General features: G+C 38.5%; 25 protein-coding genes. 5 read left to right on the plus strand and 20 right to left on the minus strand.

What is annotated here, in order from left to right:
- Positions 1 to 57: 57 nt before the first annotated feature.
- The 10 genes from FC748_RS10075 to prsW all read right to left on the minus strand — a co-directional run bounded on the left by FC748_RS10075 (position 58) and on the right by prsW (position 10,052).
- Complete coding sequence (locus FC748_RS10075) at positions 58 to 846, minus strand: YphF family lipoprotein (RefSeq protein WP_024364290.1); 789 nt, start codon at positions 844 to 846, stop codon at positions 58 to 60.
- Between the two features lie 18 nt (positions 847 to 864).
- The gene (locus FC748_RS10080; RefSeq protein ID WP_024364291.1) at positions 865 to 1,074 is read right to left on the minus strand and encodes a DUF2768 domain-containing protein; all 210 of its coding nucleotides are present in this window, start codon (positions 1,072 to 1,074) and stop codon (positions 865 to 867) included.
- Positions 1,075 to 1,489: 415 nt separating this feature from the next.
- Positions 1,490 to 2,506 (minus strand): NAD(P)H-dependent glycerol-3-phosphate dehydrogenase, encoded by a 1,017-nt coding sequence (locus FC748_RS10085; protein WP_024364292.1) that lies wholly within the window; start codon positions 2,504 to 2,506, stop codon positions 1,490 to 1,492.
- A gap of 157 nt (positions 2,507 to 2,663) precedes the next feature.
- Positions 2,664 to 3,974 carry a ribosome biogenesis GTPase Der gene (gene der / locus FC748_RS10090; RefSeq protein WP_024364293.1) on the minus strand — a complete coding sequence of 437 codons (1,311 nt, stop codon included), beginning with the start codon at positions 3,972 to 3,974 and terminating at the stop codon, positions 2,664 to 2,666.
- Positions 3,975 to 4,410: 436 nt separating this feature from the next.
- Positions 4,411 to 5,547: a 30S ribosomal protein S1 gene (rpsA, locus tag FC748_RS10095; protein WP_025219071.1), complete on the minus strand. Its 1,137-nt coding sequence runs from the start codon at positions 5,545 to 5,547 to the stop codon at positions 4,411 to 4,413.
- Between the two features lie 102 nt (positions 5,548 to 5,649).
- The gene (cmk, locus tag FC748_RS10100; protein ID WP_025219070.1) at positions 5,650 to 6,324 is read right to left on the minus strand and encodes a (d)CMP kinase; all 675 of its coding nucleotides are present in this window, start codon (positions 6,322 to 6,324) and stop codon (positions 5,650 to 5,652) included.
- 83 nt (positions 6,325 to 6,407) lie between these two features.
- A complete protein-coding gene (locus tag FC748_RS10105; RefSeq protein ID WP_024364296.1) occupies positions 6,408 to 7,067 on the minus strand; it encodes a flagellar brake protein in 660 nt (219 codons plus the stop codon).
- 86 nt (positions 7,068 to 7,153) lie between these two features.
- Positions 7,154 to 8,428, minus strand: a complete 1,275-nt coding sequence (locus tag FC748_RS10110) for a PepSY1/2 domain-containing protein (RefSeq protein WP_036205511.1) — start codon at positions 8,426 to 8,428, stop codon at positions 7,154 to 7,156.
- Between the two features lie 24 nt (positions 8,429 to 8,452).
- Complete coding sequence (gene sleB, locus FC748_RS10115) at positions 8,453 to 9,277, minus strand: spore cortex-lytic enzyme (protein WP_024364298.1); 825 nt, start codon at positions 9,275 to 9,277, stop codon at positions 8,453 to 8,455.
- A gap of 100 nt (positions 9,278 to 9,377) precedes the next feature.
- A complete protein-coding gene (gene prsW / locus FC748_RS10120; RefSeq protein ID WP_024362348.1) occupies positions 9,378 to 10,052 on the minus strand; it encodes a glutamic-type intramembrane protease PrsW in 675 nt (224 codons plus the stop codon).
- An 82-nt stretch (positions 10,053 to 10,134) separates the two neighbouring features.
- Here prsW and FC748_RS10125 point away from each other — a divergent pair, with 82 nt between their 5' ends.
- Entirely contained in the window at positions 10,135 to 11,103 is a 969-nt protein-coding gene (locus FC748_RS10125; protein WP_025219068.1) for an asparaginase, read from the plus strand.
- A gap of 68 nt (positions 11,104 to 11,171) precedes the next feature.
- Here FC748_RS10125 and FC748_RS10130 read toward each other — a convergent pair whose 3' ends face one another.
- The 7 genes from FC748_RS10130 to FC748_RS10160 form a co-directional block, all read right to left on the minus strand.
- A complete protein-coding gene (locus FC748_RS10130; RefSeq protein ID WP_024362350.1) occupies positions 11,172 to 12,713 on the minus strand; it encodes an aminotransferase class V-fold PLP-dependent enzyme in 1,542 nt (513 codons plus the stop codon).
- A gap of 4 nt (positions 12,714 to 12,717) precedes the next feature.
- Entirely contained in the window at positions 12,718 to 13,278 is a 561-nt protein-coding gene (locus FC748_RS10135; protein ID WP_025219067.1) for a glycerol-3-phosphate acyltransferase, read from the minus strand.
- Between the two features lie 69 nt (positions 13,279 to 13,347).
- A complete protein-coding gene (locus FC748_RS10140; RefSeq protein WP_108030403.1) occupies positions 13,348 to 14,313 on the minus strand; it encodes a YpdA family putative bacillithiol disulfide reductase in 966 nt (321 codons plus the stop codon).
- 145 nt (positions 14,314 to 14,458) lie between these two features.
- The gene (locus FC748_RS10145; RefSeq protein WP_024362353.1) at positions 14,459 to 15,214 is read right to left on the minus strand and encodes a metallophosphoesterase; all 756 of its coding nucleotides are present in this window, start codon (positions 15,212 to 15,214) and stop codon (positions 14,459 to 14,461) included.
- Positions 15,215 to 15,373: 159 nt separating this feature from the next.
- Complete coding sequence (locus tag FC748_RS10150; RefSeq protein ID WP_025219065.1) at positions 15,374 to 16,129, minus strand: LysM peptidoglycan-binding domain-containing protein; 756 nt, start codon at positions 16,127 to 16,129, stop codon at positions 15,374 to 15,376.
- A gap of 87 nt (positions 16,130 to 16,216) precedes the next feature.
- Positions 16,217 to 17,659, minus strand: coding sequence for a RecQ family ATP-dependent DNA helicase (locus FC748_RS10155; protein ID WP_108030402.1), 1,443 nt, complete (start codon positions 17,657 to 17,659; stop codon positions 16,217 to 16,219).
- Positions 17,659 to 18,687 carry a YpbB family protein gene (locus FC748_RS10160; RefSeq protein ID WP_108030401.1) on the minus strand — a complete coding sequence of 343 codons (1,029 nt, stop codon included), beginning with the start codon at positions 18,685 to 18,687 and terminating at the stop codon, positions 17,659 to 17,661. Before FC748_RS10160 ends, FC748_RS10155 begins: the two co-directional genes overlap by 1 nt.
- Positions 18,688 to 18,792: 105 nt before the next feature.
- Between FC748_RS10160 and FC748_RS10165 the strand changes: the two genes are divergently transcribed.
- Positions 18,793 to 19,041 (plus strand): ferredoxin, encoded by a 249-nt coding sequence (locus FC748_RS10165; protein ID WP_024362357.1) that lies wholly within the window; start codon positions 18,793 to 18,795, stop codon positions 19,039 to 19,041.
- Between the two features lie 210 nt (positions 19,042 to 19,251).
- Positions 19,252 to 20,034, plus strand: coding sequence for an enoyl-ACP reductase FabI (locus FC748_RS10170; protein WP_081769866.1), 783 nt, complete (start codon positions 19,252 to 19,254; stop codon positions 20,032 to 20,034).
- 93 nt (positions 20,035 to 20,127) lie between these two features.
- On the opposite strand, the gene FC748_RS10175 is transcribed toward FC748_RS10170, so the two are convergent.
- Complete coding sequence (locus FC748_RS10175) at positions 20,128 to 21,333, minus strand: MFS transporter (protein WP_108030400.1); 1,206 nt, start codon at positions 21,331 to 21,333, stop codon at positions 20,128 to 20,130.
- A 300-nt stretch (positions 21,334 to 21,633) separates the two neighbouring features.
- Between FC748_RS10175 and FC748_RS10180 the strand changes: the two genes are divergently transcribed.
- Positions 21,634 to 22,458, plus strand: a complete 825-nt coding sequence (locus FC748_RS10180) for a methyl-accepting chemotaxis protein (protein WP_024362360.1) — start codon at positions 21,634 to 21,636, stop codon at positions 22,456 to 22,458.
- Positions 22,459 to 22,486: 28 nt separating this feature from the next.
- Entirely contained in the window at positions 22,487 to 23,059 is a 573-nt protein-coding gene (locus FC748_RS10185; protein ID WP_108030399.1) for a GNAT family N-acetyltransferase, read from the plus strand.
- Positions 23,060 to 23,154: 95 nt separating this feature from the next.
- Here the strand turns inward: FC748_RS10185 and FC748_RS10190 are convergent, their stop codons facing one another.
- Positions 23,155 to 24,711 carry a flotillin lipid rafts scaffold protein FloT gene (locus FC748_RS10190; RefSeq protein ID WP_108030398.1) on the minus strand — a complete coding sequence of 519 codons (1,557 nt, stop codon included), beginning with the start codon at positions 24,709 to 24,711 and terminating at the stop codon, positions 23,155 to 23,157.
- Positions 24,712 to 24,726: 15 nt separating this feature from the next.
- A complete protein-coding gene (locus tag FC748_RS10195) occupies positions 24,727 to 25,257 on the minus strand; it encodes an NfeD family protein (protein WP_025219059.1) in 531 nt (176 codons plus the stop codon).
- Between the last annotated feature and the right edge of the window lie 16 nt (positions 25,258 to 25,273).

A 25,273-nucleotide genomic window follows, 5' to 3' on the forward strand; every position in this document is an offset into this window, starting at 1 on the left:
GCACATAAAAAAAATCCCCAATCATTAGACCAACATCTAATGATTGGGGTGAAAAATTTATTTTGAATCCGTAGCTTTGCTTTCTTTCTCTTGCGCGGCTTTAGCTTCTTCCTTAGCTTTTTTGACGTCTGCATTATAAGCATCCATCATATAAGTTGGCTCTCCATTTTCATCCACAGTATATGGCACTGAATAAGCTGGAACAACAGGATACTTTTCGACAAGCAATTGACGAATATCATCACCTGGTTTCACATCTGGCTTGTCTTCTTTTAAAAGTTGGCCTAAATCAATAGAATAATCCACATGCATTTCGCCATCACCAGTCATAAAAATTGGTAATTCAGCACCTGAATATGGACTTTTCACCGTCACTTCTGATTTATAGCCTAATTTTTCAAAGTTAATTTGATAAACATTATCGGCAATTGCCCCCTTTGTCGGGATATATTGCGTACCCAATTTTCGAATATTAATCTCTCGCATGCGCTCAGCAGAGTTTAAGTCTACTAACTTAACTTCAGCACTGTTTTCCGGATCCCAAATAATGTATTGATAAATACCGCCCTTTTCATAGGCATTTCCAGGAATTTGAGCGATATATTTTGGCATAAGTTTTTCAAAATCGATTAAATATTTTATATAAATATCTGTATCCATTTCACTGTTTTTAATTGGCACAAGGCCACCAGTCGCTTCACGATATTCATTGACAGCACGTTGTACGGCTGCTAACTGGTCGACATCTGGCACTTGGTTTGCGGCTTTTTCTTCCTCAGGATAGGCACAGCCACCTAACAAGACGGCAATTGCCACTGTTAAAAGAAAAGCATTTAGTTTTTTCATAACACGTTCTTCCTCCTTTTAAGGCCATGTGGCAATAATCAGTACCATTAAAAATGTTCCAAGTCCAAACAGTATGTATGCTAATAAATTTACGATTGTACGTAAAAAACCATTTGAAATTTTATTGCGGCCTAAATAAATTAAACCCACCGACAAAATCATAAAGCCGATACAATAAAAAGATACCCACATGACATCTAGTGCAGGCATATGTGCTAACGGACCCATTTTCGTCTACCACCTTTCTTCAATGACACGAGACAATCAACGTTTATTATACTATGGGCAACTTCAAAAAAGAAATGGCGCTGTAGCAAAAAAGAAAATAGCCTAACGACTTTAGTGAAAATACTATTTTTTTGATATACTTATAAAATCCAAGAAATGTACTACAGAAATAAGAAGATAGCTATATTCAATTATATACCCATGGAAATTATAACATATATTTACTAAATAGAGAGAGGATTATAAACATTAAAAGGACTTTTTGCATAATTGCATTATGAGAAAAGTACTAAAAACAACATTTCTCTTTTGTCATTTAAATTAAAAAAGGTATCTCACAGTGTGTCTGAGATACCTTTTTGTGTCCATTTCATGACAAATTCTTGCTGTTTAATAAAATGAAAGTTACGGTAATTTAATGCATCATTTCGTCAATTTCACGCTTTTTCATACGCATCATTAATGCATCAACCGCCACTTTTGGTTCTACATCGTTGAACAATACACCATAAAGTTCTGTTGAAATAGGCATTGCGACATTATATTTTTCTGCTAATTGATAGGCTGCCTTTGTTGTTCGTACGCCTTCCACTACCATACCCATTTGATCGAGTACTTCTGGCAGTTTCATACCCTTACCTAACATATTTCCAGCACGCCAATTACGAGAATGCACGCTTGTACATGTAACGATTAAATCCCCCATACCTGTCAGCCCCGCGAATGTAAATGGATTTCCGCCCATTTTGACACCTAAGCGCGTAATTTCAGCGAGTCCACGTGTAATTAGTGCCGCTTTTGCATTATCACCATAATTTAGCCCGTCTGTAATGCCTGCCGCTAACGCAATCACGTTTTTTAACGCCCCACCCATTTCTACGCCTATAACATCCTCATTCGTATAAACGCGGAAAAATTGATTCATAAACAAATCTTGGACTTTTTCAGCTGCTTCAATATTGGCACAAGCTGCCGTAATCGTTGTCGGATGATGTAATACGACTTCTTCTGCATGACTTGGCCCCGAAAGTACTACAATGTCTTCGATAAATTCAGTTGGCAAGCTTTCAGCCAAAATTTCAGATATACGTTTTAATGAATCAGGCTCAATTCCCTTTGATACATGGACAAATAATACTTTTTGATCTAACGTAGCAGTCATCTTTTCACAAACTTCTCGAATAGCCTTCGTTGGTACTGCTACAATTATTGTATTGGAGTGAGCTACTGCCTTTGCAATATCATTCGTTGCATGTAAATTCTCCGGTAATAGCGTTTCAGGTAAATACTTTTTATTTGTATGTTGCGTATTCATTTCTTCAGCCTGATCTGCTCTATGCGTCCAGACAAGCGTATCATGTCCATTTTCTGCAAGTACCATTGCTAGTGCCGATCCCCATGAGCCTGCTCCTAGTACACAAACTCGTTCCATTGTTATTCCCCCTTTTAATTCCTACAGGTTAATTGCTAAAGGTCCATATGCATGCTAGACATATTTTAACCAATTAGTGATTTAGCCTAATCCTTTGAAAAAAGACGCCACCCAACAACAATTGTCGGGTTGGCGTACTGAAGTGTAATATTTTAAATTATGCACGTGCACGTGTAATTAAACGAATTGGCGTCCCTTCAAAATCGAATGTTTCACGAATTCTATTTTCTAAAAATCGCTCATAAGAGAAGTGCATTAATTCTGTTTCGTTGACGAATACCACAAACGTTGGTGGTTGAATCGCCACTTGAGTAGCATAGTAAATACGTAAACGGCGACCTTTGTCAGTCGGCGCTGGGTTACGTGCCACAGCATCTTCAATCACTTCATTCAGAATAGACGATTGAATACGCATTGCATGATTTTCACTTACGCGCTGCACAATCGGTAAAATTTGATGTACTCGTTGTTTTGTATTGGCTGATACGAAAATAATTGGAGCATAGTCTAAGAATAAAAAGTGCTCACGGATTTGCTGCGTAAAAACATTCATTGTTTTTTCGTCTTTTTCAATCGCGTCCCATTTGTTAACGACAATAACAATTGCTTTTCCAGCCTCATGTGCATAGCCTGCAATTTTTTTATCCTGTTCCTGAATGCCCTCTTCAGCATTCAGAACAACTAATACAACGTCAGAGCGTTCAATGGCACGAAGCGCACGTAACACAGAATATTTTTCTGTCGTTTCGTACACTTTTCCTTTTTTACGCATACCGGCTGTATCAATAATGACATATTCATGCCCATCATATTCGTAAGGTGTATCAATTGCATCTCGCGTTGTCCCTGCAATGTTGCTGACAATAACGCGTTCTTGACCTAAAAAGGCATTGACTAGTGATGATTTTCCGACATTTGGACGACCAATTAAAGAGAATTTAATTACGTCATCGCCATATTGATTTTCATCCTCTTGAGGGAAGTGTTTTGCACACTCATCTAATAAATCCCCTAAGCCTAAGCCATGAGAGCCTGAAATTGGCCAAGGTTCACCAAAGCCAAGTGCGTAAAAATCATAAATCATTTCACGCATGTCCGGATTATCAATTTTGTTGACAGCAAGAACGACAGGCTTTTTTGTTTTGTATAAAATTTTTGCAACTTGTTCATCTGCTGCTGTTACGCCTTCACGGCCATTCGTCATAAATATAATAACGTCTGCTTCTTCAATAGCGATCTCTGCTTGTTGACGAATTTGTTCTAAAAATGGCTCGTCTCCAATTTCGATACCACCTGTATCAATAATATTAAAATCATGTGTTAACCACTCTGCCGAACTATAAATACGGTCACGTGTTACTCCCGGAATATCTTCTACAATCGAGACACGTTCTCCAACGATACGATTAAAAATCGTCGACTTACCTACGTTCGGACGACCTACGATGGCTACTACTGGTTTCGTCATCTGTACTTCATCCTTCCAACTTCTTATCTTTCGCTATTATACACGAAAAATGCCATTATATCATAACATATCCATCGAGGAGAGTACTTTTTACTTTTCTGCTCGACATAATCGTTGTTTTTTGTCCCAGCGTGCTCTTTAATCCTCGTATTATTCACCTATTTTATTTTCCTTTGCGCACGTGCCATTTCGCTTAGTATCACCAAATCGGCAAATTAACATGTAAACAAAGTAAGCCCCACCAAATAGGCTTCTGCAAGCAGCAAACTAGACATGGCTTCACTCATTTATTAGGCAAATGCCATGGATAGAAGCTCTTACTCGCTCACTAGAAGCGCAGTGATGGGGCTTGCATCGTTACATTACTACGCAGCTTAATTATCATATGATGACAGACGAAAGCGAGGATACAGCATCATATCCTCGCATGTCATGATTATTTAAAGTTTTTCAGTTGATCGCCGATGACATCACCAAGAGAGAAACCTGTGTTTTCTTCTGGTAATTCATAATCGATTACTTCTTCTGCCTCTGGATTTTCCAATAAATCTTTTATACTTAATGCTAGACGACCTTCGTCAACGTTAACATCCAGCACCTTCACCTGTACCTCTTGCGCTTCTTTTAACGCTTCATGTGGTGTATTAATATGTTTATGCGCAATTTGCGATATATGCACTAAGCCTTCCACACCAGGGAACACTTCTACAAAAGCACCAAACGATGTAAGGCGTTTGACTTTCCCTACAAGTATTGTGCCTTTCGCTGCACGCTCTTCAATATTCGACCAAGGTCCAGGAATTGTTTCCTTAATGGATAATGAGATACGTTCATTCTCTGGATCTACCGACAGAACTTTTACCTTCACTTCTTGTCCTTCTGATAAAACCTCACTGACATCACTTACATGCTCATGTGATACTTGTGAAATATGAACAAGGCCATCGATACCACCAAGGTCAATAAATGCACCAAACGATGCTATACGTTGCACTTTACCGTCTAATACATCACCAGCTTTAATTTGGTTAATGACATTTTTCTTCTGAGATGCTTTCTCAGATTCAACTACAGCTCGATGTGATAAAATTAAGCGGTTTTTTTCTTTATCTAGCTCAACAATTTTAAAGCTTAATACTTTCCCTTTATAATCTTCAAAATCATCAACAAAATAATCTTCTACTAAGGATGCCGGAACGAAGCCACGAACTCCTAAATCAACAACAAGACCACCTTTAACAATATCCTTTACTTCCGCTTCGAAAACTTCCTCAGCAGTAAATTGTTGTTCAAGTGTATCCCATGCTTTTAAGGCATCTACTTTACGTTTTGATAATACATAGTTTCCTTCTTCAACTTTTGTAATCATCAATTCTAACTCATCCCCAACGGAGATTGCGTCAGACGCTTTTTCAATGTGTAAGCTCGATAATTCACTTATTGGTACGATACCGTCAAACGGTGCACCTGGAATTGAAACAGTTACCGCTTTTTCATCAACCTGCTCTGCAATACCTTTGACGATATCACCTTCGTTAAACGTTTGTTCTGCATAGTTCATTTCTTCAGACATATGTAACCCTCCTTCGCATCTTCCCTTACTATTTTATTCGATATTGAAGACAAAGACAAAAATAAATCCTTTAAATTCAAAAAATGTCTGAAATTTTAGGATTTATACCATTTTTTCTTGTGCTAATTTTAAAATGGCCTGTGCTGCGGCATCAATTGATAGCTCCGTTGTGTCTAAAAATATAGCATCCGCTGCTTGAATCAGTGGTGATGCTTCGCGCTCACTGTCCATTTTGTCGCGCAAAGCAATCTCTTCTTGGAGCTTTTCTATTGAAGACGCGATCCCTCTTTTTTCATTGTCAATAAAACGACGTCTTGCACGTTCTTCTACAGTAGCAGACATGAAGATTTTGAGTTCAGCATTTTTTAACACATGCGTCGCAATATCCCGTCCATCCATCACAACACCACCATTTGCAGCAAGTTTTTGCTGCTGTGCGACCAATAATTCACGTACTTTGGCATGTGCTGCTACTTGTGAAACAGATGATGTCACTTCGTTAGAGCGTATTGCATCTGATACGTTTTCGCCGTCTAAAAAAACAAGTTGACCTTGAGGAGATGGCTTTAATTCAATTGAGCTAACGGCTAACATTTCTGCTAATTTTGCTTCATCATCTAAATGTATGTTTTGTTGCATCGCTTTATACGTAACTGCTCGATACATTGCACCCGTATCGATATACGTGAATCCTAGTGATTCTGCAACGATTTTCGCGATTGTACTTTTCCCAGCTCCTGCAGGTCCGTCAATCGCAATTTGAATGTTTTTGTTCATTATGCTTCCCTACTTTCTTTCACACCATATTGTATCATACTAACAAAAAAAAGCCCTCTATTTACAAGAGGGCTACTGCGATTTTAATCATCGAAAGGATTTAATTCTTTACGGCGATTGACTAGCTGACGTTCGAAGCAGAAACGTACAATATGTTGTTGATCGATATCATCCGTATCTGTTAACTGAATGGTAGCAATTGTCTTATCTTCTTTTTCAAATATCTTAACAACAGTAGCTTCTGTTACGACATAAATGACATCTCCATTGGCAAATGGTAAGACAATCGTTAACTTAACATCATCATCGTCTTTGAAAGCTACATCACCTTTCAAAATTAGTGCAATACCACCCGCACTGATATCCGCTGTGACTAATTGATACTTAAATTCATTAAATTGAACTGCCACATCAACAGGTGTTTCAACACGAACATATTCACGGCGTTGAATTTTAATAAAATCATCTTCTTGAGGGCAATGCAACATAATCATCGGTATATTGCCCGCCTTGCGTCCTATTACTTCTGTATTGAATGCATAGGAAAGCTTATCCTCTGTTCGAAAGGTTGCCCTAAATTCTGAACCATCTATTAAAAAAGCGGTTTTCTTTGTTACTACATTTGTTGGATAGTCAATATAAAGAATATTGTCTTTTTGTTCAACTACTTTACAGCGGAATTTCTCTATACGTTCTGTATAAGTAGGTTCTAGTTGTAATAGTGTTCCAATTTTTATTTCCATGAGCATCTCCCCGAACAATATATATACCTCCATTATCGCATGGGATGTAAATTTTGGCTATATGAACTGGGAGCTTTTTCTTTATCTTAGGTTAAATATTCTACTTTTAAAACATTGTGATTTTCAGCATCAATGACAATACGGAATGTTTCTTGCGTCTGTTCATCTCGAACGGCTATCACTTCATAGCAAAGTCGTTGCTCGAATTGTCCATTATCCGTATAAATATTTTTTACTTCTTCCACACGCACATTATTATCAAAGAAAGATTTCCAATCAATTGGATTGGCCTTTTGAGGTTTGATTGATTCTTCTTGGATATATTCCATTGCATTGGCACCTAGTAATTCCCCAGTATCTTTTGCAATTTTTAACTGAACACCATCCGCATAGATTAATGCATTATCACCAGGATGAACGCGTGCAAATGTAACATGCCATGCTAAATGATTTTCACGAGCTTCAACATAAGCAACATCTTTCATTTCCAATCGCTTTAAATGTTCTTCAGCTTTTTTAATTATTTCATCTTGGGAAAGTTTTGCTTCATCCACAGGACGTTCTACTAAATAGGACAGTAAATGTCCTCCTTTTTCAGTTAAATCTACATAGCCTAAGCGAATACCTTGGTGGAACTGTATGTGATAAAACGGATACGGTGCGGTATCACTACTTTTGGTCACAGTAAATGTAGCATCTTTAATAAGCGGGAATAAATATTTCACTTTTTCCAATGCTTCTTTTTCCGTAATAACTGAATCTTGTAACGCTTTTAATTCTATTTTCTTTTGCCAATCTGCTTCACTTAAAGTAAGCGGGAAATCACTTTCACCATAATCTTTTAGTGTCTTTTGAATATTATCGAAAGAGGTATTAGGATTTTTATTGTCTACTTGACGCATCCAAACATCCATTTTTCCATCTTGCTTATAGTAATCAACCGTTGCTGTCGTCCACTCGTCAGATAAAGCTTGTAAATTCGTAGAAATTTGCGGCATTTTTTCTCGCCATGCTTCATAATCCCCCGATTTTGCTGTTTTCTTTGCTTCATCTCCTAGTTTTCCCAAATAACCTAGCCACTGATTAGAAAGTTCTTGCCCAATTGGAATATTCGCTATAGAAGAACGTACTTCAGAGCTTAGTCGCCAAATAGAATCTAACTCACTATCGATCGCCTGTTCATCCTTAAATAATAAGGATTGTGAAACGGCTCTTTGTAAGTATGATAATTTTTCAGAAGCGTCCGTTAATTTTTCTGTATACTGCGCATGTACAGTACGTTGTAAACTTTCTTTATCGCCATGTAAATCAATGCTATAGGCACCCAAACCAATTACTGCTATTGTTAAAATAACGAGCATTGTTCTCAATTGTTTTCCTCCTTTCTATGAACAGAAAATATGCTCACCTATTTGTTTTATTTGAGGACGAGTCCAAATCCACTTACTTGTTGCTGTTTTTGGATTAAAGTAATACAGGGCATTTTCCGATGGATCCCAGCCATTCATAGCATCAATGACCGCTTCCTTTGCACGTTGGTTCGGCTCTAACCAAATTTGTCCATCTGCTACTGCTGTAAATGCTAATGGTTGGAATATAATACCTGATATTGTGTTAGGGAAATCAGGGCTTTCTAGTCGATTTAAAATCACTGCTGCTACAGCAACTTGCCCCTCATAAGGTTCTCCCCTCGCTTCTCCGTAAACGGCATTAGCGATTAGCTGTAAATCTCGCTCTGTATACTTTGGTGGAATTTGTGTATCGGTACCATTACTATTGCTGCTACCACTGCTGTCACCACGATTTGCTGTACTGCCTCCACCACTATTTTTCACCTGTTGATCAAGAGGCACACCACCATAATAGGTAAATTGATTGCCTGCTTTTAATTGCGCTTTTACCCAATTCTCATCATAATCTGAATAGCCAGCTAACGCTTTTTTCGTCTTTGCCCCCGCTATTCCATCAATCGGCAATCCATATTTTTCTTGGAAATTTCGCAGTGCCCAATACGTGTTGTAGCCAAATTTCCCATCAATTTTACTTTTATAAAATCCTAAGTATTGTAGTCTAGCTTGCAGCTCAATCACGTCATCTCCATAAGCACCACGAGCAATCTGTTGATCGCTAAACGCTATGGCGTCATTTTGCGGTATCGAGACTATACTAATCGCAAATAGGAAAGCAAAAAGTATGCTTAATAAACGCACAATCATCACTCCTTTTTTTTATAGCTTGAAACAAAAGACACTTTTTATACATTGATAAAAAAGAAAAAAACGTAGAAATCGTTTTTAGATTTCTACGTTTTTATATTTTTTTATGCATATGCAAATGTTGGACAAGATGATAGTGCGCTAGCTTTACTTTACGTAAGCCAAACCACCATAAAAATAACATAAACGGTATCATTAAATATACCCAATGCCCTTTAAATGATAATATTGTATTGTATAAAATGTGTAATACTACCGGTGCGCAAATGGCCATTGCAATCATTTCTTTCGTCTTTGCATTTTTTGAAAATTTAGCACGTCCATAGTAATAGCCCATTACTACACCGAACAGAGCATGACTGGATACGGGTAATAACGCGCGCATAAAGGCCGTGTTTAAACCGAAAGAAAATAAATATAATATATTTTCTATCGTAGCAAATCCAAGAGATATACTCGCACCGTACAATATACCATCATAAGGATCATCAAATTCCACATGATTGTAAATAGCTATTAACAGAACAAACCATTTAAAAAACTCTTCAATGACACTTGAAAAAAGGACATCTTGTAAATAAAGATATCGAAAAACTCCCTCCTCCGTTAATACATATTGTAAAAACAAGATAGGGAAAGTTAGAAAAGCACCATACAAAAACGTTTGAAGTAAAGTTCTTCTTGGCTCCGTTGCCATTTGATTGCGCAAATAGAAGTAACTAAAAAGCGCTAGACCGGGAGCAATGGCAGCTGATAAAAGAATGATCATGTTGCCGGCTCCTTTCAACAATAGACTGATTTCATTATACCATGTAATGACAAAAAAACTTTTTAAAAGGAGATATATTTTTATGAAAAAAACAATTTTATTAATTCATACGGGTGGCACAATTTCCATGGCAATGAGTGATGAAGGTGCGGTGATGCCTAACAAGGAAAATCCATTAATAAAAGAGAGTAAAAAACTTGATACACTGGCATCTATAAAAGAAGTGGAGGCGTTTAATCTTCCTTCACCACATATAACACCAAAAGAAATGCTTCATTTACGTAACTTAATTATGGAAAAAACTTCAACAGAACATTTTGATGGTGTGGTCATTACACACGGCACAGATACTTTAGAAGAAACAGCCTATTTTTTAGAGTTAACAACCAATTTATCCATTCCAATTGTCTTAACAGGCGCAATGCGCTCCTCCAATGAGCTAGGTGCTGACGGCATATACAATTTAGTGGAAGCTGTTCGTGTAGCGATAGATGCTGAAGCAAAAGACAAAGGTGTGCTAGTTGTAATGAACGATGAAGTCCATTTGGCTGTCAACACAACAAAAACGAGTACGAGCTCAGTCAATACATTTCAATCCCCACAATACGGCCCAATCGGACTTATTACAAAAACACGTATTCTGTTTCATCATGCCCCGATTCGTCGCCAATATGTAGATGTACAAGGCTTAACAAAACGAGTAGCGATGTTGAAAGTATATGCAGGAATGGAAGTTGATTTACTTGATGTGGTCCTCGCCTGCCAATATGATGGTGTTGTACTTGAAGGACTTGGACAAGGCAATGTACCACCAACAGTTGTAAAAGGCATAGAAAGTCTATTGGAACGAGGTATTCCGGTCGTTTTAGTTTCTAGATGCTTCAATGGCATCGCAGAAGGCGTATACGGCTACATTGGTGGTGGTAAAATGTTGGAAGACTTAGGCGCCATTTTCGCCACAGGTATTAACGGACAAAAAGCACGCTTAAAGTTACTAATCGGTTTAAATACAGCAGGGAATCCTTTAGACTTAAAAGAGTTTTTCCAGTAATAGTACTGCCCCAATTGTTAGACACCACCTAACAATTGGGGCAGTTTATAGTTAGTTTGAGATGTCACTTATAAATCAACTGTTTGCTTATAGAAAGTTAACAAATTTTGCAAGCGCCTATAGGCTAACTCAAAATCAGGTTGAATCACCGATAACTGTATAAAATTTCGATGTTTTAAATAGTTACTATCTGCATGCACAAATAACCCGTTTAATTTTAAATCTGTTGCTAGCTTGGTTAAGCCATTTGGACATTGTATAGTGATGATCATTGGATATGCTGTGATTGGTAAACGATAATGCATAAAAGGCAACTGCAACAATGCCTCGTAGCGCTGCTGTAGTTGATGATAACGCGCTGGATAGGCTTGTAAGGCTTCCACTACATTCCCAACTAGTGCTGCTGGTAGTGTATAGGGAATTGTTCCATGTTGATAATTGGTTAAATCCAAATAGGCAGGCAACGCTGTCACAGGCTCTACAAGTTCTTGAGAAAACACAAAGGCCAAACCACTCAATGCCCCAATAGCTTTACCACTCACTGCTGTCGCTAAATAGCAATCGTCCAATAAAAACGGCATAGCACCAAAAGAGCTAATACAATCAACACAAAGTTTTATGTTATAGCGCTTAGCCAACTGCTTCATCCCGTGTAAATCATTGCATGCACCTGTTGACGTTTCTCCGTGCACCATAAGCAACCACTGATAAGCCCCCGTTTGTAATAAATCCTCCAATGCCTGCATGTCAAATGCGCTTCCCCACGCTTGCGTAACAACATCAAAATCCAATAACCAACGTTCTGCCTGCTTCTGAAGACGCTCTCCAAATTCGCCATTTGTTAAAATAAGTCCATGCCCCGCTTGTTGGGCCTTGAGTTGCCCAAGCATCACTTCATTTGCGAGCGTCCCTGATCCAACGATTGTAGCGACTTGTTTAGCCCCAGATAATTCAAGCAACTTGCTACGCATACGTGCATAGAGCGATTGAAAGGCTTGTGACCTGTGCGACATATCAGAATACACAATTGCTCCCTGCTGTTTCACTGGTCCTGGATAAAATGTATAACTTTCTTGCGCAAGCTTGTGTTGCAACGACTGTTCAAATTGTTGCCTTGTTAAGACCATTGGTAAAAACATTGCTTCGTTTGTTCCTACCGCAGGTGCGAATTGGCTAAAGCCCATTTGTTTATACATCTTTTCCTCACGTGTAGTACCTGAGATAACAGCTGCTGAGTACCCCTTTTCATAGGCAAATGCATTTAATGCTTGTGTTAATCTGATTAGTACTCGACCTGAGCGGTAAGGCTTTTTCACTGCGAGTAAGCGAATTTCACAAAGCTTTGTACAAATTTCCTTTGGTAAAAATTGCTCTACTTCGCCAATTTTTTCATCGATTGAAAACGGTCGCTGATCTCGAAAGGCTAGCATACCGATAAGCTCAGTACCTTTATACACCACTAAATACGTATTTTCTTTATGGAAACGATCGACTTTTCTTTTCAGCGCATTTGGTTCATGTTGTGGAATTTCCTCAACAAAAGTTTCATAATTCAACTGCGCAATTGCATCAAATTCCTTTTCTGTCTGTGCGACTTTACACCAGTACATAAATTCACTTCCCTCTTCTCAATGACTCCTTTATATTGGATGAATGCTTCAATAGCATACACATAATGGCAACAAGTATCGGTATGTATAACTGTAAATGTCCTGTCAGTACAATTGCGCCAATGTAAAATACAAAGCCACCTAACATGCCGAGTGTTAAACTTCTTGTTACACCAAGTACAATAGCTGTACCGACAATCATCATTGAAAATAAAGATGGAGAAAGGGCAAGTCCAACACCAATAAACGTTGCAACCCCCTTACCACCATTAAATTTTAGCCAAATCGGATATAAATGACCGAGAATCACGAAACAGGCTCCAGCCATAATAACCCACTGTTCCAAATGCCAGAAATAGCCCAATGTTACAACTAGTACACCTTTTAATGCATCCCCCAAAAATGTCCACATAAATGCAGCCTTGCCAATTACACTCCCTGCATTTCTGGCTCCTAGATTTTTACTACGTTCTTGTTGCAAATTGACACCATACATTTTTCCAACGAAATAAGCCGTCAAAAAGTTTCCAACACTATAACTAAATAGCCAATAAAGCCAAGTCATTATTCCCCTCCTTCTACAGTCTAAAGAAGCTGTATAAGCAGTGCATGCCTATACAGCTTCCTTTTTCTTTTATAGCTTTCTTTCCGCAATAGCTTGAGCAATACAATCCCCATGGAAGCGGCCATTTTCTATAAAAATTTCATTGGCATTATTCCCTGCTGCAATAACCCCAGCAATAAATAATCCAGCTACATTGGTTTCCATTGTTTCTGGATGACAAAATGGTCGACCTGTTTCTTCGTCAATTGTAACTCCCATCGCACGGATAAATGAATGGTCTGGATGATAGCCTGTCATAGCAAAGACAAAGTCGTTTTTTATCATTTCTTCACGACCATCAATATTAATGATGACTTCATGTTCACGGATTTCCTTCACAATTGTATTAAAATGCATTGTGACTTCTCCATTGCGCACAACACCTTCAAATTCTGGTAAGACCCATGGTTTAATGCTTGGTGAATACTCGCTACCTCGATAAACAACTGTGACGCGAGCGCCCGCTTTGTTTAATTCTAAAGCTGCATCTACTGCTGAATTTTTGCCACCAATCACAAGGACATCCGTATCAAAAAATTCATGACCTTCTTTAAAATAATGGTGAACTTTAGGTAATGCCTCGCCAGGAATATTCATATAGTTAGGATGATCATAGTAACCCGTTGCAATGACCACATAGGGTGTTCCATATACATCCTTATCAGTCGTAACAGTAAAAAGTTCCCCTGATTTGACAACACTTTCGACTTTTTCAAAACGGTTTACTTGAATATTTTTCAAGCGTACTACTTCACGATAATAAACAAGTGCCTGATTTCGCTTTGGCTTCCGTCCTTCAATAATAAATGGTACATCACCAATCGCTAAACGTTCACTCGTACTAAAAAAAGTTTGATGTGTAGGATAATTGTAAATAGCGTTTACGATATTTCCTTTTTCAATTACAATCGGTTGTAAACCAATTTTTTGCAAAGATATTGCTGCGGCTAAACCACAAGGGCCTCCTCCAACAATAATTGCATCAACTTGTTGCATTGTTTGACACTCCTATCAAATTGGCATCAGCGTATTAAACACAAATGCTTAACTGTTGCAGATGAGCTCCCTTTAGGGCATCTACAAAATGATTTCAAAATCCACTATCGTTTCCATTATACGCCTTCTATACATTTTTGGTTGTTTATTTATCCGAAATATCGATGTCAATAATATGACACTCTGGTTTCGCGCCTAAACGTAATGGCAATAAAGTTGTACCATAGCCATTACTTACGAGCGTCATAATGCCTTCACGTTGTCGATAGGAGCCTAGGGGATGCACCCCATATGGCCCCACTCGTATTTGCCCACCATGCAAATGTCCACCAATCATTAAGTCAGCTCTAAATTTTGCTCTTACTCGGGCAAAGACACCTGGATTATGTGAAATAAAAACGACTAAATCCTCCTCACCCACTTTTTCAAAAGCAGCATCAAAACTATATTTCATTGTCGAAGTATCTTCAATCGCACTTATCCAAAAGCGGTTCTTATTAGGCAATAACACAGCATCATTGGCGATAATCTTTACACCATGCTGTTGTAAAATAGCTCGAAGTCGCTCCTCGCCCACTTCTCTATCATTATTTCCCCAGACAAAATAAGTAGGACCTAACGGTGTCAATAAATCGAGATTTTCATGAATACGCTGAATCGGCGTGCGTCCATCTGCAAAATCTCCACCGATGATGACCGCATCAAATGTACTTTCTAATCGTTCAATCATTGAGCGATTTATTTTCCGTAAATGCGTATCTGAAATAAAAAATAGTCGAATCTTTTCTGGTTGACCTTTAAGTGATAATTGATGATGCAACACATTATTTTCGTGCGCGACCTTCCACATGTAGAGTAGGAAGGCGATAACTATTAAAAGAAATAGTCCAATATATAGCATTCCCTCACTTCTCCTTACGATAGCAAAAAGGCGATTCAATACGCTATAGAATCGCCTTTTTGCTAATTAGACGTTTGCCTCAACCTTATGTTGGTGTTGACGTTTGTCCTTTATTTTATACTAGAAAAACATCGTTGCCAAAGAATGACACCGTTTTTCTTATGGTAGTTTAATGACTTGCCCAACAATTACCGTGTCAGAAGTCATACCGTTCGCAGCTCGAATTTTCGCTAGCGTTGCTTCACTACCATCACCGTAGTGATTCAATGCAATACGATATAGATTTTCATTAGGTTTAACTGTATGTGTTTTTACTGGTGTCGCATTTTGCTTTTCTTGTTCGGCTTTACGAGCTTGTTCCGCTTTACGTGCTTGCTCCGCTTTTTTCGCTTCTTCGGCCTTTTTTGCTGCCTCTGCCTGTTGCTGTGCTTTCTTCGCTTCTTCCGCTTTTTTCGCCTCTTCAGCTTTTTTCGCTTCTTCTGCCTTCTTTGCTTCGTCAGTAGCTTTTTGTTGTGCAGCTAGCTTTTCAGCATCTTTTTGCGCTTGTTCTTTTGCTTGTTCATTTGCTTTATCATCTTTTTCTTTATCTGCTGATGTAGATGCTTCCGCTTTTCCATCAGTCTTATCAATTTCTACAACAGCATCCATCGTATCTTTTTCAGCTTCTTCAATCGTTTTACCAGGATCATAGAATTGCACAAAATAAATTAATATAGTTAATGGAATTAAGATAAATGTAACAAAAAGAATCGTCATTAAAGGAAATTTACGTTGTTTTGTATTTTTCGGCTTTTTGTTATTACTTCCATTTTTATTCATTCTTGAAACTCTAGATAGATTTTGCTGTTCTTGTTGTTCTTCTTCAAATGACTGACGATGTTCTTCGATTTTATCACGATAGTCTTCTTTACTCATTCGACTTTCCTCCAACCTTGCTACGCATTCTTCTATCATTCTATTATGACGAATTTTGCGAAAAAAGTAAATGACCGTAAGTTTAGTCTAGTCGCTTATTAAAAGCTGTTTTAATCGACTTTCCCACGCCATCATTTCTACTTTCTTCTCTTCCTTCATGCGTACTGTATTGATTTCATCATAATGGATTCCACAATTTTCACAACAGTTTTCAGGTTTTTTCTTCAATTTTTGCCCAAAATACCCGACAAGTTGCTCGCGCAAACAATCTTTTGTCTTTATAATTTTTAACATTTCATCCACTGCCTGATATTTTTCAAGTGCAAAATGACGAAGTCGTGCTTTTACTCGTTCTTCAGGTTCCTGATGGAGCCAATAATCTAGCACACGAAAGGCTGTTTCACTCAACTCACCATTTTTTAACATTTGAGAGGGGGCAATACGCTGCAATACAAGCTCTTGATAGCGATCGACATGACTAGATGACGGTAAATCTCCTGTTACTACAAATTTCGCCAGTTCCTCGTCACCATCGCTGTAAAGTAAAATCGCAAGTGCAGGTTTACCATCACGACCTGCGCGCCCAATTTCTTGCATATAATTCGCAACATTGGCAGGCATTGTCTCATGTATCACCTGTCGAATATCTCCCTTATTAATGCCCATACCAAACGCATTGGTCGCCACAATCCAATCTAACTCTCCATCGATAAACTGCTGTTGAATAAATTGACGATCCTCCGCACTATAGCCTGCATGATATGCGGCAGCTCGCAAACCCGCTTGCATAAACAGTTCACAATATTGCTCAGCACGCTTGCGTGATGACAAATATAAAATACCTGGTCCAGCGGTTTTTTTTACATGCTCCACTATCCATCTTGCTTTATCGCCCCTATCCTCGAAAAGAACACGTCCGAGGTGAATATTTGGACGATCAACATTATACATAAATTCAAACGGTGCATGCAGTGATAGTGTAGCATGAATATCTTTTACTACTTTTTCAGTTGCAGTCGCAGACAACGCTAATACAGGGGGACGATTACCTTGTGAAAACCAGTCGCCGATGCGCAAATAATCCGGACGAAAATCAAATCCCCACTGCGAGATACAATGTGCTTCATCCACAACGATAAGACTTAACGTCATATTTGCTAACTTCTCCTGTACCTGTTGTTGTAACAACATCTCCGGCGATGTGAAAATAAAGCGATACTGTTCTAAAAAATGGAGAGCATATCGTTTTTCTTCTACTGTTAAAAATGAATTTAATGCTACTACCCTTTTTTCACCAAATCGCTTCAGTTGCTCTACTTGATCTTGCATTAAAGACAATAGCGGAGACACTATTAACACTGGTTTTTGCAATAAATAAGCGGGCAACTGATAGCACAATGATTTACCCATGCCTGTTGGCAATAATGCAATAACATCTTTCCCGCTAAGAATTGCTTCAATTACCTCTTTTTGCCCTGGTCGAAAGGTGGCATAACCGAAATATTTTGCTAATGTTTGCTCTAGTTCCATTATACTTCTCCTTTCGCGAGGACAAGTCTGAGCTGGAAATAACTCAAGTCATTGACCACTTCATGCAATGCCTTTAATTTCTTTGTTTGATATTGCTTGGATGCCTGCCAAACTTTTTCCGCTTCCTCATAAGAGACGAACGGACCAATCGAAAAGTTCGGTTCGTTCATTGCTATTTCAACTAAATGATCTTCAATTGTACTTTGTTTCAACTTTCTAATTTGAACAATCTGCTCAATTGAATACCCTTGTTCATATAAATAAGCGGTTTGCTGTGTCGAATCTGTCAACAATGCCTTTACTCGCAATTCTTCTGCTATTTTGCCAAGCAACGGGTAGTTGTTTGTTGCATGCACTTCATTCAATAGTGTATGTAGTAACTCAATAAATGCTAATTGACTATCAAGTACGGTTTCTTTGCGTTCAATGGAAAGTTGCTGCCATGTCCAACCTGGTAAACTATAGCCACTCAATCGATAAAGGGCAAGTTGCTTATTACTTTCAGAAACGGCTAGTGTTGCGAACACACGCAAGCATTCATCCAGTAATTGCTGTTGCAAATGCCCTGATTGATATTGCTGATCTTGTAAAAAAGCACGTACCCATGATTGTACTTGCGTATCCTTACTAATTGGTGAAAATGACCGAATTCCCTCTTTTTGATAGGACAAACTTTGTACAACTAAGGAAAGCCGCGCAAAAAACACATGTTCATTTCCTCGATAATGCCAACCGTCAAATAAAAAAGTTGGTGTTTGCGCTGCTCGCTGTAAACCTAGCTTTTTCATGGAATAGTGACCTGATTCCTGCATAATTAACCAACTATATTGCAAAAAGGTAGAAACAGCTTCATCAAATGTCGCACGAGGTAATTTTGGGAGTAATCCAAAATAGTTATGTAACTGAAACAGTCCCACATCTTGAATTGTCTGGCCTGAACGCTTTCCTCTAAGGATATGATAGGCCGCTGATACGGTTCGTTCATTATTTAGTTTTTGAAAGATTTGCAATAAAATTTGATAAAACATTGAAGCAAATTCCTCCAATTTAATAGTATTAGGTTGAAATGTCAGTTAAACATCTTTAAAATGAGTATGAAGCTTTGTAGGAACATCGTAAAAGGAGAGAAAGAAATGGCTAAATACACAATTGTTGATAAAGATACATGCATCGCTTGTGGCGCATGCGGAGCCGCAGCACCAGATATTTATGATTATGATGATGAAGGAATTGCCTTCGTTATTTTAGATGATAACATGGGAACTGCTGAAGTTCCAGAAGATCTACTAGAAGACATGCAAGATGCTTTTGAAGGTTGCCCAACTGATTCTATCAAAGTGGCTGACGAACCTTTTGACGGCGACTCTTTAAAATTCGAATAGTCTATACCTTACTAAAAAGGCATCCAATAAAGGATGCCTTTTTGCATGGATTCACCGTTAACAATCTCAATGATTCCTAGAATTGAAGAACGCATTGAAATCAATTTTATGCCCTTTTCATCTTATTATTGCAACCATAATTTATGTATGATAAGATTTTAGTAGTTGGTACTAATAACAGATATTATTTCGTAAAGGGGATTCTTATAAATGATGGATAATTTATTACAATTAAAAGATAAAAATATTGTCGTAATGGGCGTTGCAAACGATCGCAGTATTGCTTGGGGGATTGCTAAACGTTTATTTGATGTAGGGGCAAACGTGATTTTCACATATCGTCAGGAACGTTCTTTAAAAAAATTACAAAAACAACTTGAAAATTATGGGCATGCAGATGCTCTTGTTGTGCAATGCGATGTGAACAGTGATGAAAGCACAAAATCAGCATTCGATGAAATCGGTTCAAAAGTTGGGGTTATCCACGGTATTGTGCACTCAGTAGCATTTGCCAATGCAGAAGATTTACACAATCGCTTTTTAGAAACAACTCGTGATGGCTATGCATTTGCCCAAGATACAAGCGCCTATTCCCTTATTTCTACAGCCAAAGCAGCACATCCATACATGACAGAAGGCGGCTCAATTGTAACAATGAGTTACCTAGGTGCAGAACGTGTACTTGACGGCTACAACGTAATGGGTGTTGCCAAAGCAGCATTAGAAGCATCTATGCGCTACCTTGCTGCTGATATTGGTCAAGACAATATCCGTGTCAATGCAATATCTGCAGGTGCTATTCGTACACTTGCTGCGAAAGGCGTTCCTTCATTTAATACAATTTTACACAAAATTGAAGAGACAGCACCGTTAAAACGTAATGTTCAACAAGATGAAGTAGCTGATATGACAATCGTGATGTTATCTCACTTATCACGTGGTGTAACAGGCGAAACAATCTATATTGACGCAGGCTATAATATAATGGGTTAACACCTAAAAAGTGTTAGATTGACGACAATCAATCTAACACTTTTTCTTTGCTTTTATTAATGCCTAGTTGTAACACTAACTTAGCACCTCACGCTAATGCCCAGTAAGGAACCGTTGTTTGGCAATAACGCTTTTTAAAACAAATGTTAGCCCACAAGCAATGACTAAAAAGACCGTGATCATGGCAACCACACCCATCCAGCCAAAATGCATCCAAAATATGCCTCCTACCGTTCCACCGACACTAGAGCCAAAATAGTAGAAAAATAAATATAAAGACGATGCTTGTGCTTTATCATGAGTAGCTCGTTTGCTCACCCATCCACTTGCGATTGAATGGGCTGCAAAAAAACCAAAGGTAAACACTGTAATTCCTACTATTTTTAAGAAAAGTAGACCTTGTAGAGTAATAATGGCACCAGCTAGCATAATTGCAATGGCTAACAGTAACATTTTCTGACGCCCAAAACGATCAGCTAAACTGCCAAACCACGCAGAGCTAAATGTCCCAACTAAATAAATTACAAATATCCAACCGACAATTGTGGCACTCAAATGATAGGGAGGTGCCATTAATTTAAAACCGATATAATTGTAAAGTGTTACAAAGCTTCCCATTAGCACAAAACTAATAGCAAACAAGCACTGCATGGATGGGTCCTTTAAATGCTGCATAAGTGATTTGGTTAAAGCTTTTATTTGTAACGGCCGTCCCGAAAAATGCTGCGAGTTCGGTAGCATCCAGACAAATAACACACTAATGATTAAACTAATGATACCAAGTACAATCATACCAACCTGCCAGTTATAAAGGTCTGTTAATGTACCAATAATGACACGTCCACTAAGACCACCTACAGAATTGCCACTTATGTAAAGTCCCATTGCAATACCTAGGCTAGATGGGTTCATTTCCTCTCCTAAATAAGCCATCGCAATTGCTGGTAAGCCCGCAAATACAACACCTTGAATTACACGCAATACTAATATGGTTTCAAAATTTGGTGAAAAAGCGAGTGCTAGCGTCAAAATGGATGCTGCAAATATCGAAATCGTCATTAATGACTTTCTACCCCACGCCTCAGATAATGAGCCAACAATAATCATACTAATCGACAGTGCCAATGTGGTCACCGATAGTGACAAACTCGCTACTGCTGGCGAGACATGAAATTCCTCTGCAAATGTCGGTAACAATGGCTGCGAAACGTATAAATTCGCAAAGGTAATAAAGCCTGCTAAAAATAAAGCCCAATTTGCTTTGTGGAATGCCTTTGTTCCTTTCTCTATATACTCCATTTCAATCTCCTCCATTTACGAGTCCATCTATCTATTATTCTAATACAATATTCTCCAAAATACAGTGTGGATTGTCGAAAAATAGACAAAATTAAAGAGCTTCTTTATATTTTCTACTATTTTTATTTGACAATTCTATACATTGCTAAATAGTATTATTTCTATTTTTTACAATTAATATATTTAATAGTAATAATAGTAATTTAATGTTAAATGCATGTTTTTGCTATGTTGAATTCGGCGTTTATATGCTACAGTGAGTAATATAATGACTGTTATTCTACAATTTGGAGGTATTTCATGAAAATAATCGAAGCTTTAGCACAATCAGCGCACTATATCCATCTTGCATTAAAAGAAGAAGCAATTGTAGCTGTCGTTGATAAAGAAAGTGAAACAGTTGTAAAATACTTAGCAGGCAAACGTGTTGACTCAGGTTATGTAGATGGGCAACAAGTAAATGCAAATGATCAAAATGTTTACATCGCCTTTACTGGAAAAAATGCAGATGTCATCATACCCGAGGATGTATATGGCATTGCCATTAACGCCTTTGCATTTCCAATTCGAGAAAATGGCAAAGTGATTGGCGCTCTAGCGTTTGGACTTCCTATCGATAATGAGCTAAAACTCGAACATTATATGAATACAATGGATAGTATCGTCTATAACCTTCAAGATAAAGTACATAACATCGCCTCTCATTCGGAGGAGTTAGCTGCCACTAGTGAGGAGATTAATAAACAGGCACAACATGCCCTAGAAGATTCTGAAAAAACAAATGATGTCACAGATTTAATAAAAAACATTTCTCAACAGACAAATTTACTTGGCTTAAATGCCTCGATTGAAGCTGCGCGTGCGGGTCAGCATGGAGCTGGTTTTAATATCGTAGCACAGGAAGTTAGAAAGCTTTCTTTTGAAACGTCAAGTGCCACGGAAAATATTGAAGCTTCTCTGCGCAATATTACTCGAAATCTTGATAATTTAAAGAAAAACATGGGTCAAATCTCCGATGCGACTAATGAACAAGCACAACTTGTCCAAGATTTTAGTGAAATTATCGACGAACTTACAACCTTAAGTCAAGAAATGAAGGGCTTCATGCATAATGCCTTGAAATAAACTATCGAAACGGAGGGCTACAATACCAATGCAGATTACAATCAATCACGAACTAATGTTAAGAACCATCACGCTTGATGATGCAGAAACGGTTTTCGCACTAACGGATACATCGAGAGCATATTTACGTGAATGGTTACCATGGTTAGATTTTACAAAGGAACTAGCGGATACAAAAAGCTATATAGAAGGCTGTATTGCTGGTTATGAAACAAAAAGTAGTATGTCCTTTGTGATTATTTTCCGCGATAAAATTGTAGGAATTGCGGGTTTTAATACGATCAATCATGCTAATAAAATTGCAGCCATTGGCTATTGGCTTAGTGCAGATGCTCAAGGACATGGCATTATGACAACAACAGTACAAGCGCTAGTACAGTATGCTTTTGTCGAGCTCCAGTTAAATAAAGTGGAAATTCGTGCTGCTGTTGGCAATACAAAAAGTCGCGCGATTCCAGAGCGACTTGGTTTTAAAACGGAAGGAACCATTCGCGCGGCAGAATGGCTATACGATCACTATGTCGATCACGTCGTTTACGGCATGCTTGCGAGCGAATGGACATCAGCATCAGTACTATTGGGTAACGATATTCGTCGCTAATAGTATTTGGCTTTGCGCCACTATTACTTCATAAAGTTCCACTTAACATAAAAAAGCTACCTAATCCCGAAGTTTTAGGTAGCTTTTCTCAATGTTTATTGTTCGACGGTTTCTTTTACTTGTTCTGTCGTCGCAACAGGCTCTGGCTTTTTCACTAGCTCCGTTGCAATACGCTCAAGCTCTGGACGCAATGTATGCTTGCCCGCATAGCTTTCGATTAACTCCTTCATATCAATGCCGGAAGTTTCCTTTAATGTTTCTTGCAAGGTTGACATTAAATTCGTTGCATAAGAAGTGACCTTGTTCGCACCACTGCCTCCTTCTCCACTACCCGTGTCAACAACTGTAATTTTGTCAATATTGCCAAGTGGACTTGCAAGCTCTTTTGCGTACTCAGGCATCATGCGTACAACCATATCCAGGACAGCTGCTTGACCGTAGTATTCAAAGGCTTCCGCAATTTTACGTTTTGCTTCTGCTTCCGCTAGACCACGAAGACGAATAATATCGGCATCTGTTTCACCCTGTGCACGCTCAGCATCTGCTTTCGCAATACCATCTAAACGTATTTTCTCCGCTTCCGCTTTTGCTAACGACTCAATACGATATTTTTCCGCATCTGCCTGTGCAAGCTCACGCATTTTTTCCGCCTCTGCATTTTGCTCAACTGCATAGCGGTCGGCATCTGCCTTTTTCTTCACTTCTGAATCATATTGCTTTTCACGACGTAGAATTTCTTTTTCTTCTAATTCAATTTGCTTTTGACGTTCAATAATGCGAATTTGCATTTCTTGCTCTGTTACTTCCTGCTTCGCACGTGCAGTTTCTAATTCATAAGCTTGGTCGGCACGAGCTTTGGCTATATCTTGCTCACGACGGAATTCCGCCACTTTTAATTGATTTTCTTTTTCCGCTTCCGCAATTTCTGTTGCCCGTTCTAGCTCAGCTTTTTGCGCTTCTTTTGATGCTTCTGCTCGTTTAATGCGCGTTTCTTTTTCTGCCTCGGCAGTTGCAATATCTGCATCACGTTTCACTTGTGCAATTCTAGGCTTCCCTAGTGAATCAAGATAACCATTTTTATCGCGCACATCTTTAATTGTAAAGGACACAATGACAAGACCCATCTTCGCTAAATCTTGAGAAGCTACACGTTGTACCTCTTGCGAAAATTTATCGCGATTTTTATAAATTTCCTCAACTGTCATTGATCCTAAAATAGAACGTAAATGTCCTTCTAATACTTCACGTGCTTCCCCTTCACGTTCTGCCTTTTGCTTTCCTAAAAACTGTTCAGCCGCTGTAGCGATTTCTGAAATGGAACCACCAATTTTAATAATCGCTGTACCATCCGCCATTACGGGAACACCTTGCTCTGTATAAACTTCAGGCGTTGTTACTTCTAACTTACTTGATAATAGACTTAATGGTTGTGCTTGCTGGAAAATTGGGAACACAAATGTACCGCCCCCACGAATAATTTTAATACGGTTTCCTGACTCATCTTTATGTACATTTTTTGAGCCAAGATAGCTACCTGTCACAATCAGTGCCTCATCAGGACCCGCTGTACGATACTTTGTTACATACAGTGCCACTAGTGCGATTAAAATAAATGCTACAATTCCCAAGACAATTAAAATCTCCGTTGACATGACTGTATCTCTCCTTTATATAAACTTTTTTTCATAGGCTCTTACAAAAAGAGTGCCTTCCTTCACTTCAACAACAAGGACGGTCGAATCATAATCGATGACCTCATTGTCATAGCCTGCTGCGCGCTTTGCAATCATACCGCTCGTTGTCTCAATAACAACTTCACCGAAGCCATCTTCTGGTATTGGTACAATCACTTTACCTAACTGCCCCTCAAGAGATTGTTCCGTATAGGCTAATGAAACATCCGCTGATTTTAGTGGAACAAGAATAAATAAATAAAATAGGGCACTTAAAATCACGCCGATGATAGCAGCCACACCTATGTTCCATGCGCTAGAGAAAAAGGCTAACTTTTCTAATATAAATCCAGCTGCTGACATCAATGTGAAGAATGATAAAATGACACTTGGATTAAAAATCGGTAGACCATCCCCAATGCCCTCGACTACTTCGCCGAAAAACATAAACAAAATCGTTGCAAGTCCCGCGAAAATCAACACCACCAAATAAATTTGCTCGAGTGAATAGCCAAATAGCGTCAAGTTGTTCACCCCTTTT

This window comes from Lysinibacillus sphaericus, from assembly GCF_005217585.1.
Lineage (GTDB): Bacteria > Bacillota > Bacilli > Bacillales_A > Planococcaceae > Lysinibacillus > Lysinibacillus sphaericus.

Excerpts from the sequence above, each read along its gene's own strand:
- FC748_RS10125 (WP_025219068.1), top strand. The coding sequence starts at position 10,135 with ATGAAAAAAACAATTTTATTAATTCATACGGGTGGCACAATTTCCATG.
- FC748_RS10130 (WP_024362350.1), bottom strand. The coding sequence starts at position 12,713 with ATGTACTGGTGTAAAGTCGCACAGACAGAAAAGGAATTTGATGCAATT.
- FC748_RS10135 (WP_025219067.1), bottom strand. The coding sequence starts at position 13,278 with ATGACTTGGCTTTATTGGCTATTTAGTTATAGTGTTGGAAACTTTTTG.
- FC748_RS10105 (WP_024364296.1), bottom strand. The coding sequence starts at position 7,067 with ATGGAAATAAAAATTGGAACACTATTACAACTAGAACCTACTTATACA.
- FC748_RS10160 (WP_108030401.1), bottom strand. The coding sequence starts at position 18,687 with ATGTTTTATCAAATTTTATTGCAAATCTTTCAAAAACTAAATAATGAA.
- FC748_RS10170 (WP_081769866.1), top strand. The coding sequence starts at position 19,252 with ATGATGGATAATTTATTACAATTAAAAGATAAAAATATTGTCGTAATG.
- FC748_RS10175 (WP_108030400.1), bottom strand. The coding sequence starts at position 21,333 with ATGGAGTATATAGAGAAAGGAACAAAGGCATTCCACAAAGCAAATTGG.
- FC748_RS10185 (WP_108030399.1), top strand. The coding sequence starts at position 22,487 with ATGCAGATTACAATCAATCACGAACTAATGTTAAGAACCATCACGCTT.
- der (WP_024364293.1), bottom strand. The coding sequence starts at position 3,974 with ATGACGAAACCAGTAGTAGCCATCGTAGGTCGTCCGAACGTAGGTAAG.
- FC748_RS10080 (WP_024364291.1), bottom strand. The coding sequence starts at position 1,074 with ATGGGTCCGTTAGCACATATGCCTGCACTAGATGTCATGTGGGTATCT.
- FC748_RS10155 (WP_108030402.1), bottom strand. The coding sequence starts at position 17,659 with ATGGAACTAGAGCAAACATTAGCAAAATATTTCGGTTATGCCACCTTT.
- rpsA (WP_025219071.1), bottom strand. The coding sequence starts at position 5,547 with ATGTCTGAAGAAATGAACTATGCAGAACAAACGTTTAACGAAGGTGAT.
- cmk (WP_025219070.1), bottom strand. The coding sequence starts at position 6,324 with ATGAACAAAAACATTCAAATTGCGATTGACGGACCTGCAGGAGCTGGG.
- FC748_RS10190 (WP_108030398.1), bottom strand. The coding sequence starts at position 24,711 with ATGTCAACGGAGATTTTAATTGTCTTGGGAATTGTAGCATTTATTTTA.
- prsW (WP_024362348.1), bottom strand. The coding sequence starts at position 10,052 with ATGATCATTCTTTTATCAGCTGCCATTGCTCCCGGTCTAGCGCTTTTT.
- FC748_RS10180 (WP_024362360.1), top strand. The coding sequence starts at position 21,634 with ATGAAAATAATCGAAGCTTTAGCACAATCAGCGCACTATATCCATCTT.
- FC748_RS10085 (WP_024364292.1), bottom strand. The coding sequence starts at position 2,506 with ATGGAACGAGTTTGTGTACTAGGAGCAGGCTCATGGGGATCGGCACTA.
- FC748_RS10150 (WP_025219065.1), bottom strand. The coding sequence starts at position 16,129 with ATGAGTAAAGAAGACTATCGTGATAAAATCGAAGAACATCGTCAGTCA.
- FC748_RS10165 (WP_024362357.1), top strand. The coding sequence starts at position 18,793 with ATGGCTAAATACACAATTGTTGATAAAGATACATGCATCGCTTGTGGC.
- FC748_RS10075 (WP_024364290.1), bottom strand. The coding sequence starts at position 846 with ATGAAAAAACTAAATGCTTTTCTTTTAACAGTGGCAATTGCCGTCTTG.
- FC748_RS10145 (WP_024362353.1), bottom strand. The coding sequence starts at position 15,214 with ATGCTATATATTGGACTATTTCTTTTAATAGTTATCGCCTTCCTACTC.
- FC748_RS10110 (WP_036205511.1), bottom strand. The coding sequence starts at position 8,428 with ATGCTCGTTATTTTAACAATAGCAGTAATTGGTTTGGGTGCCTATAGC.
- FC748_RS10140 (WP_108030403.1), bottom strand. The coding sequence starts at position 14,313 with ATGCAACAAGTTGATGCAATTATTGTTGGAGGAGGCCCTTGTGGTTTA.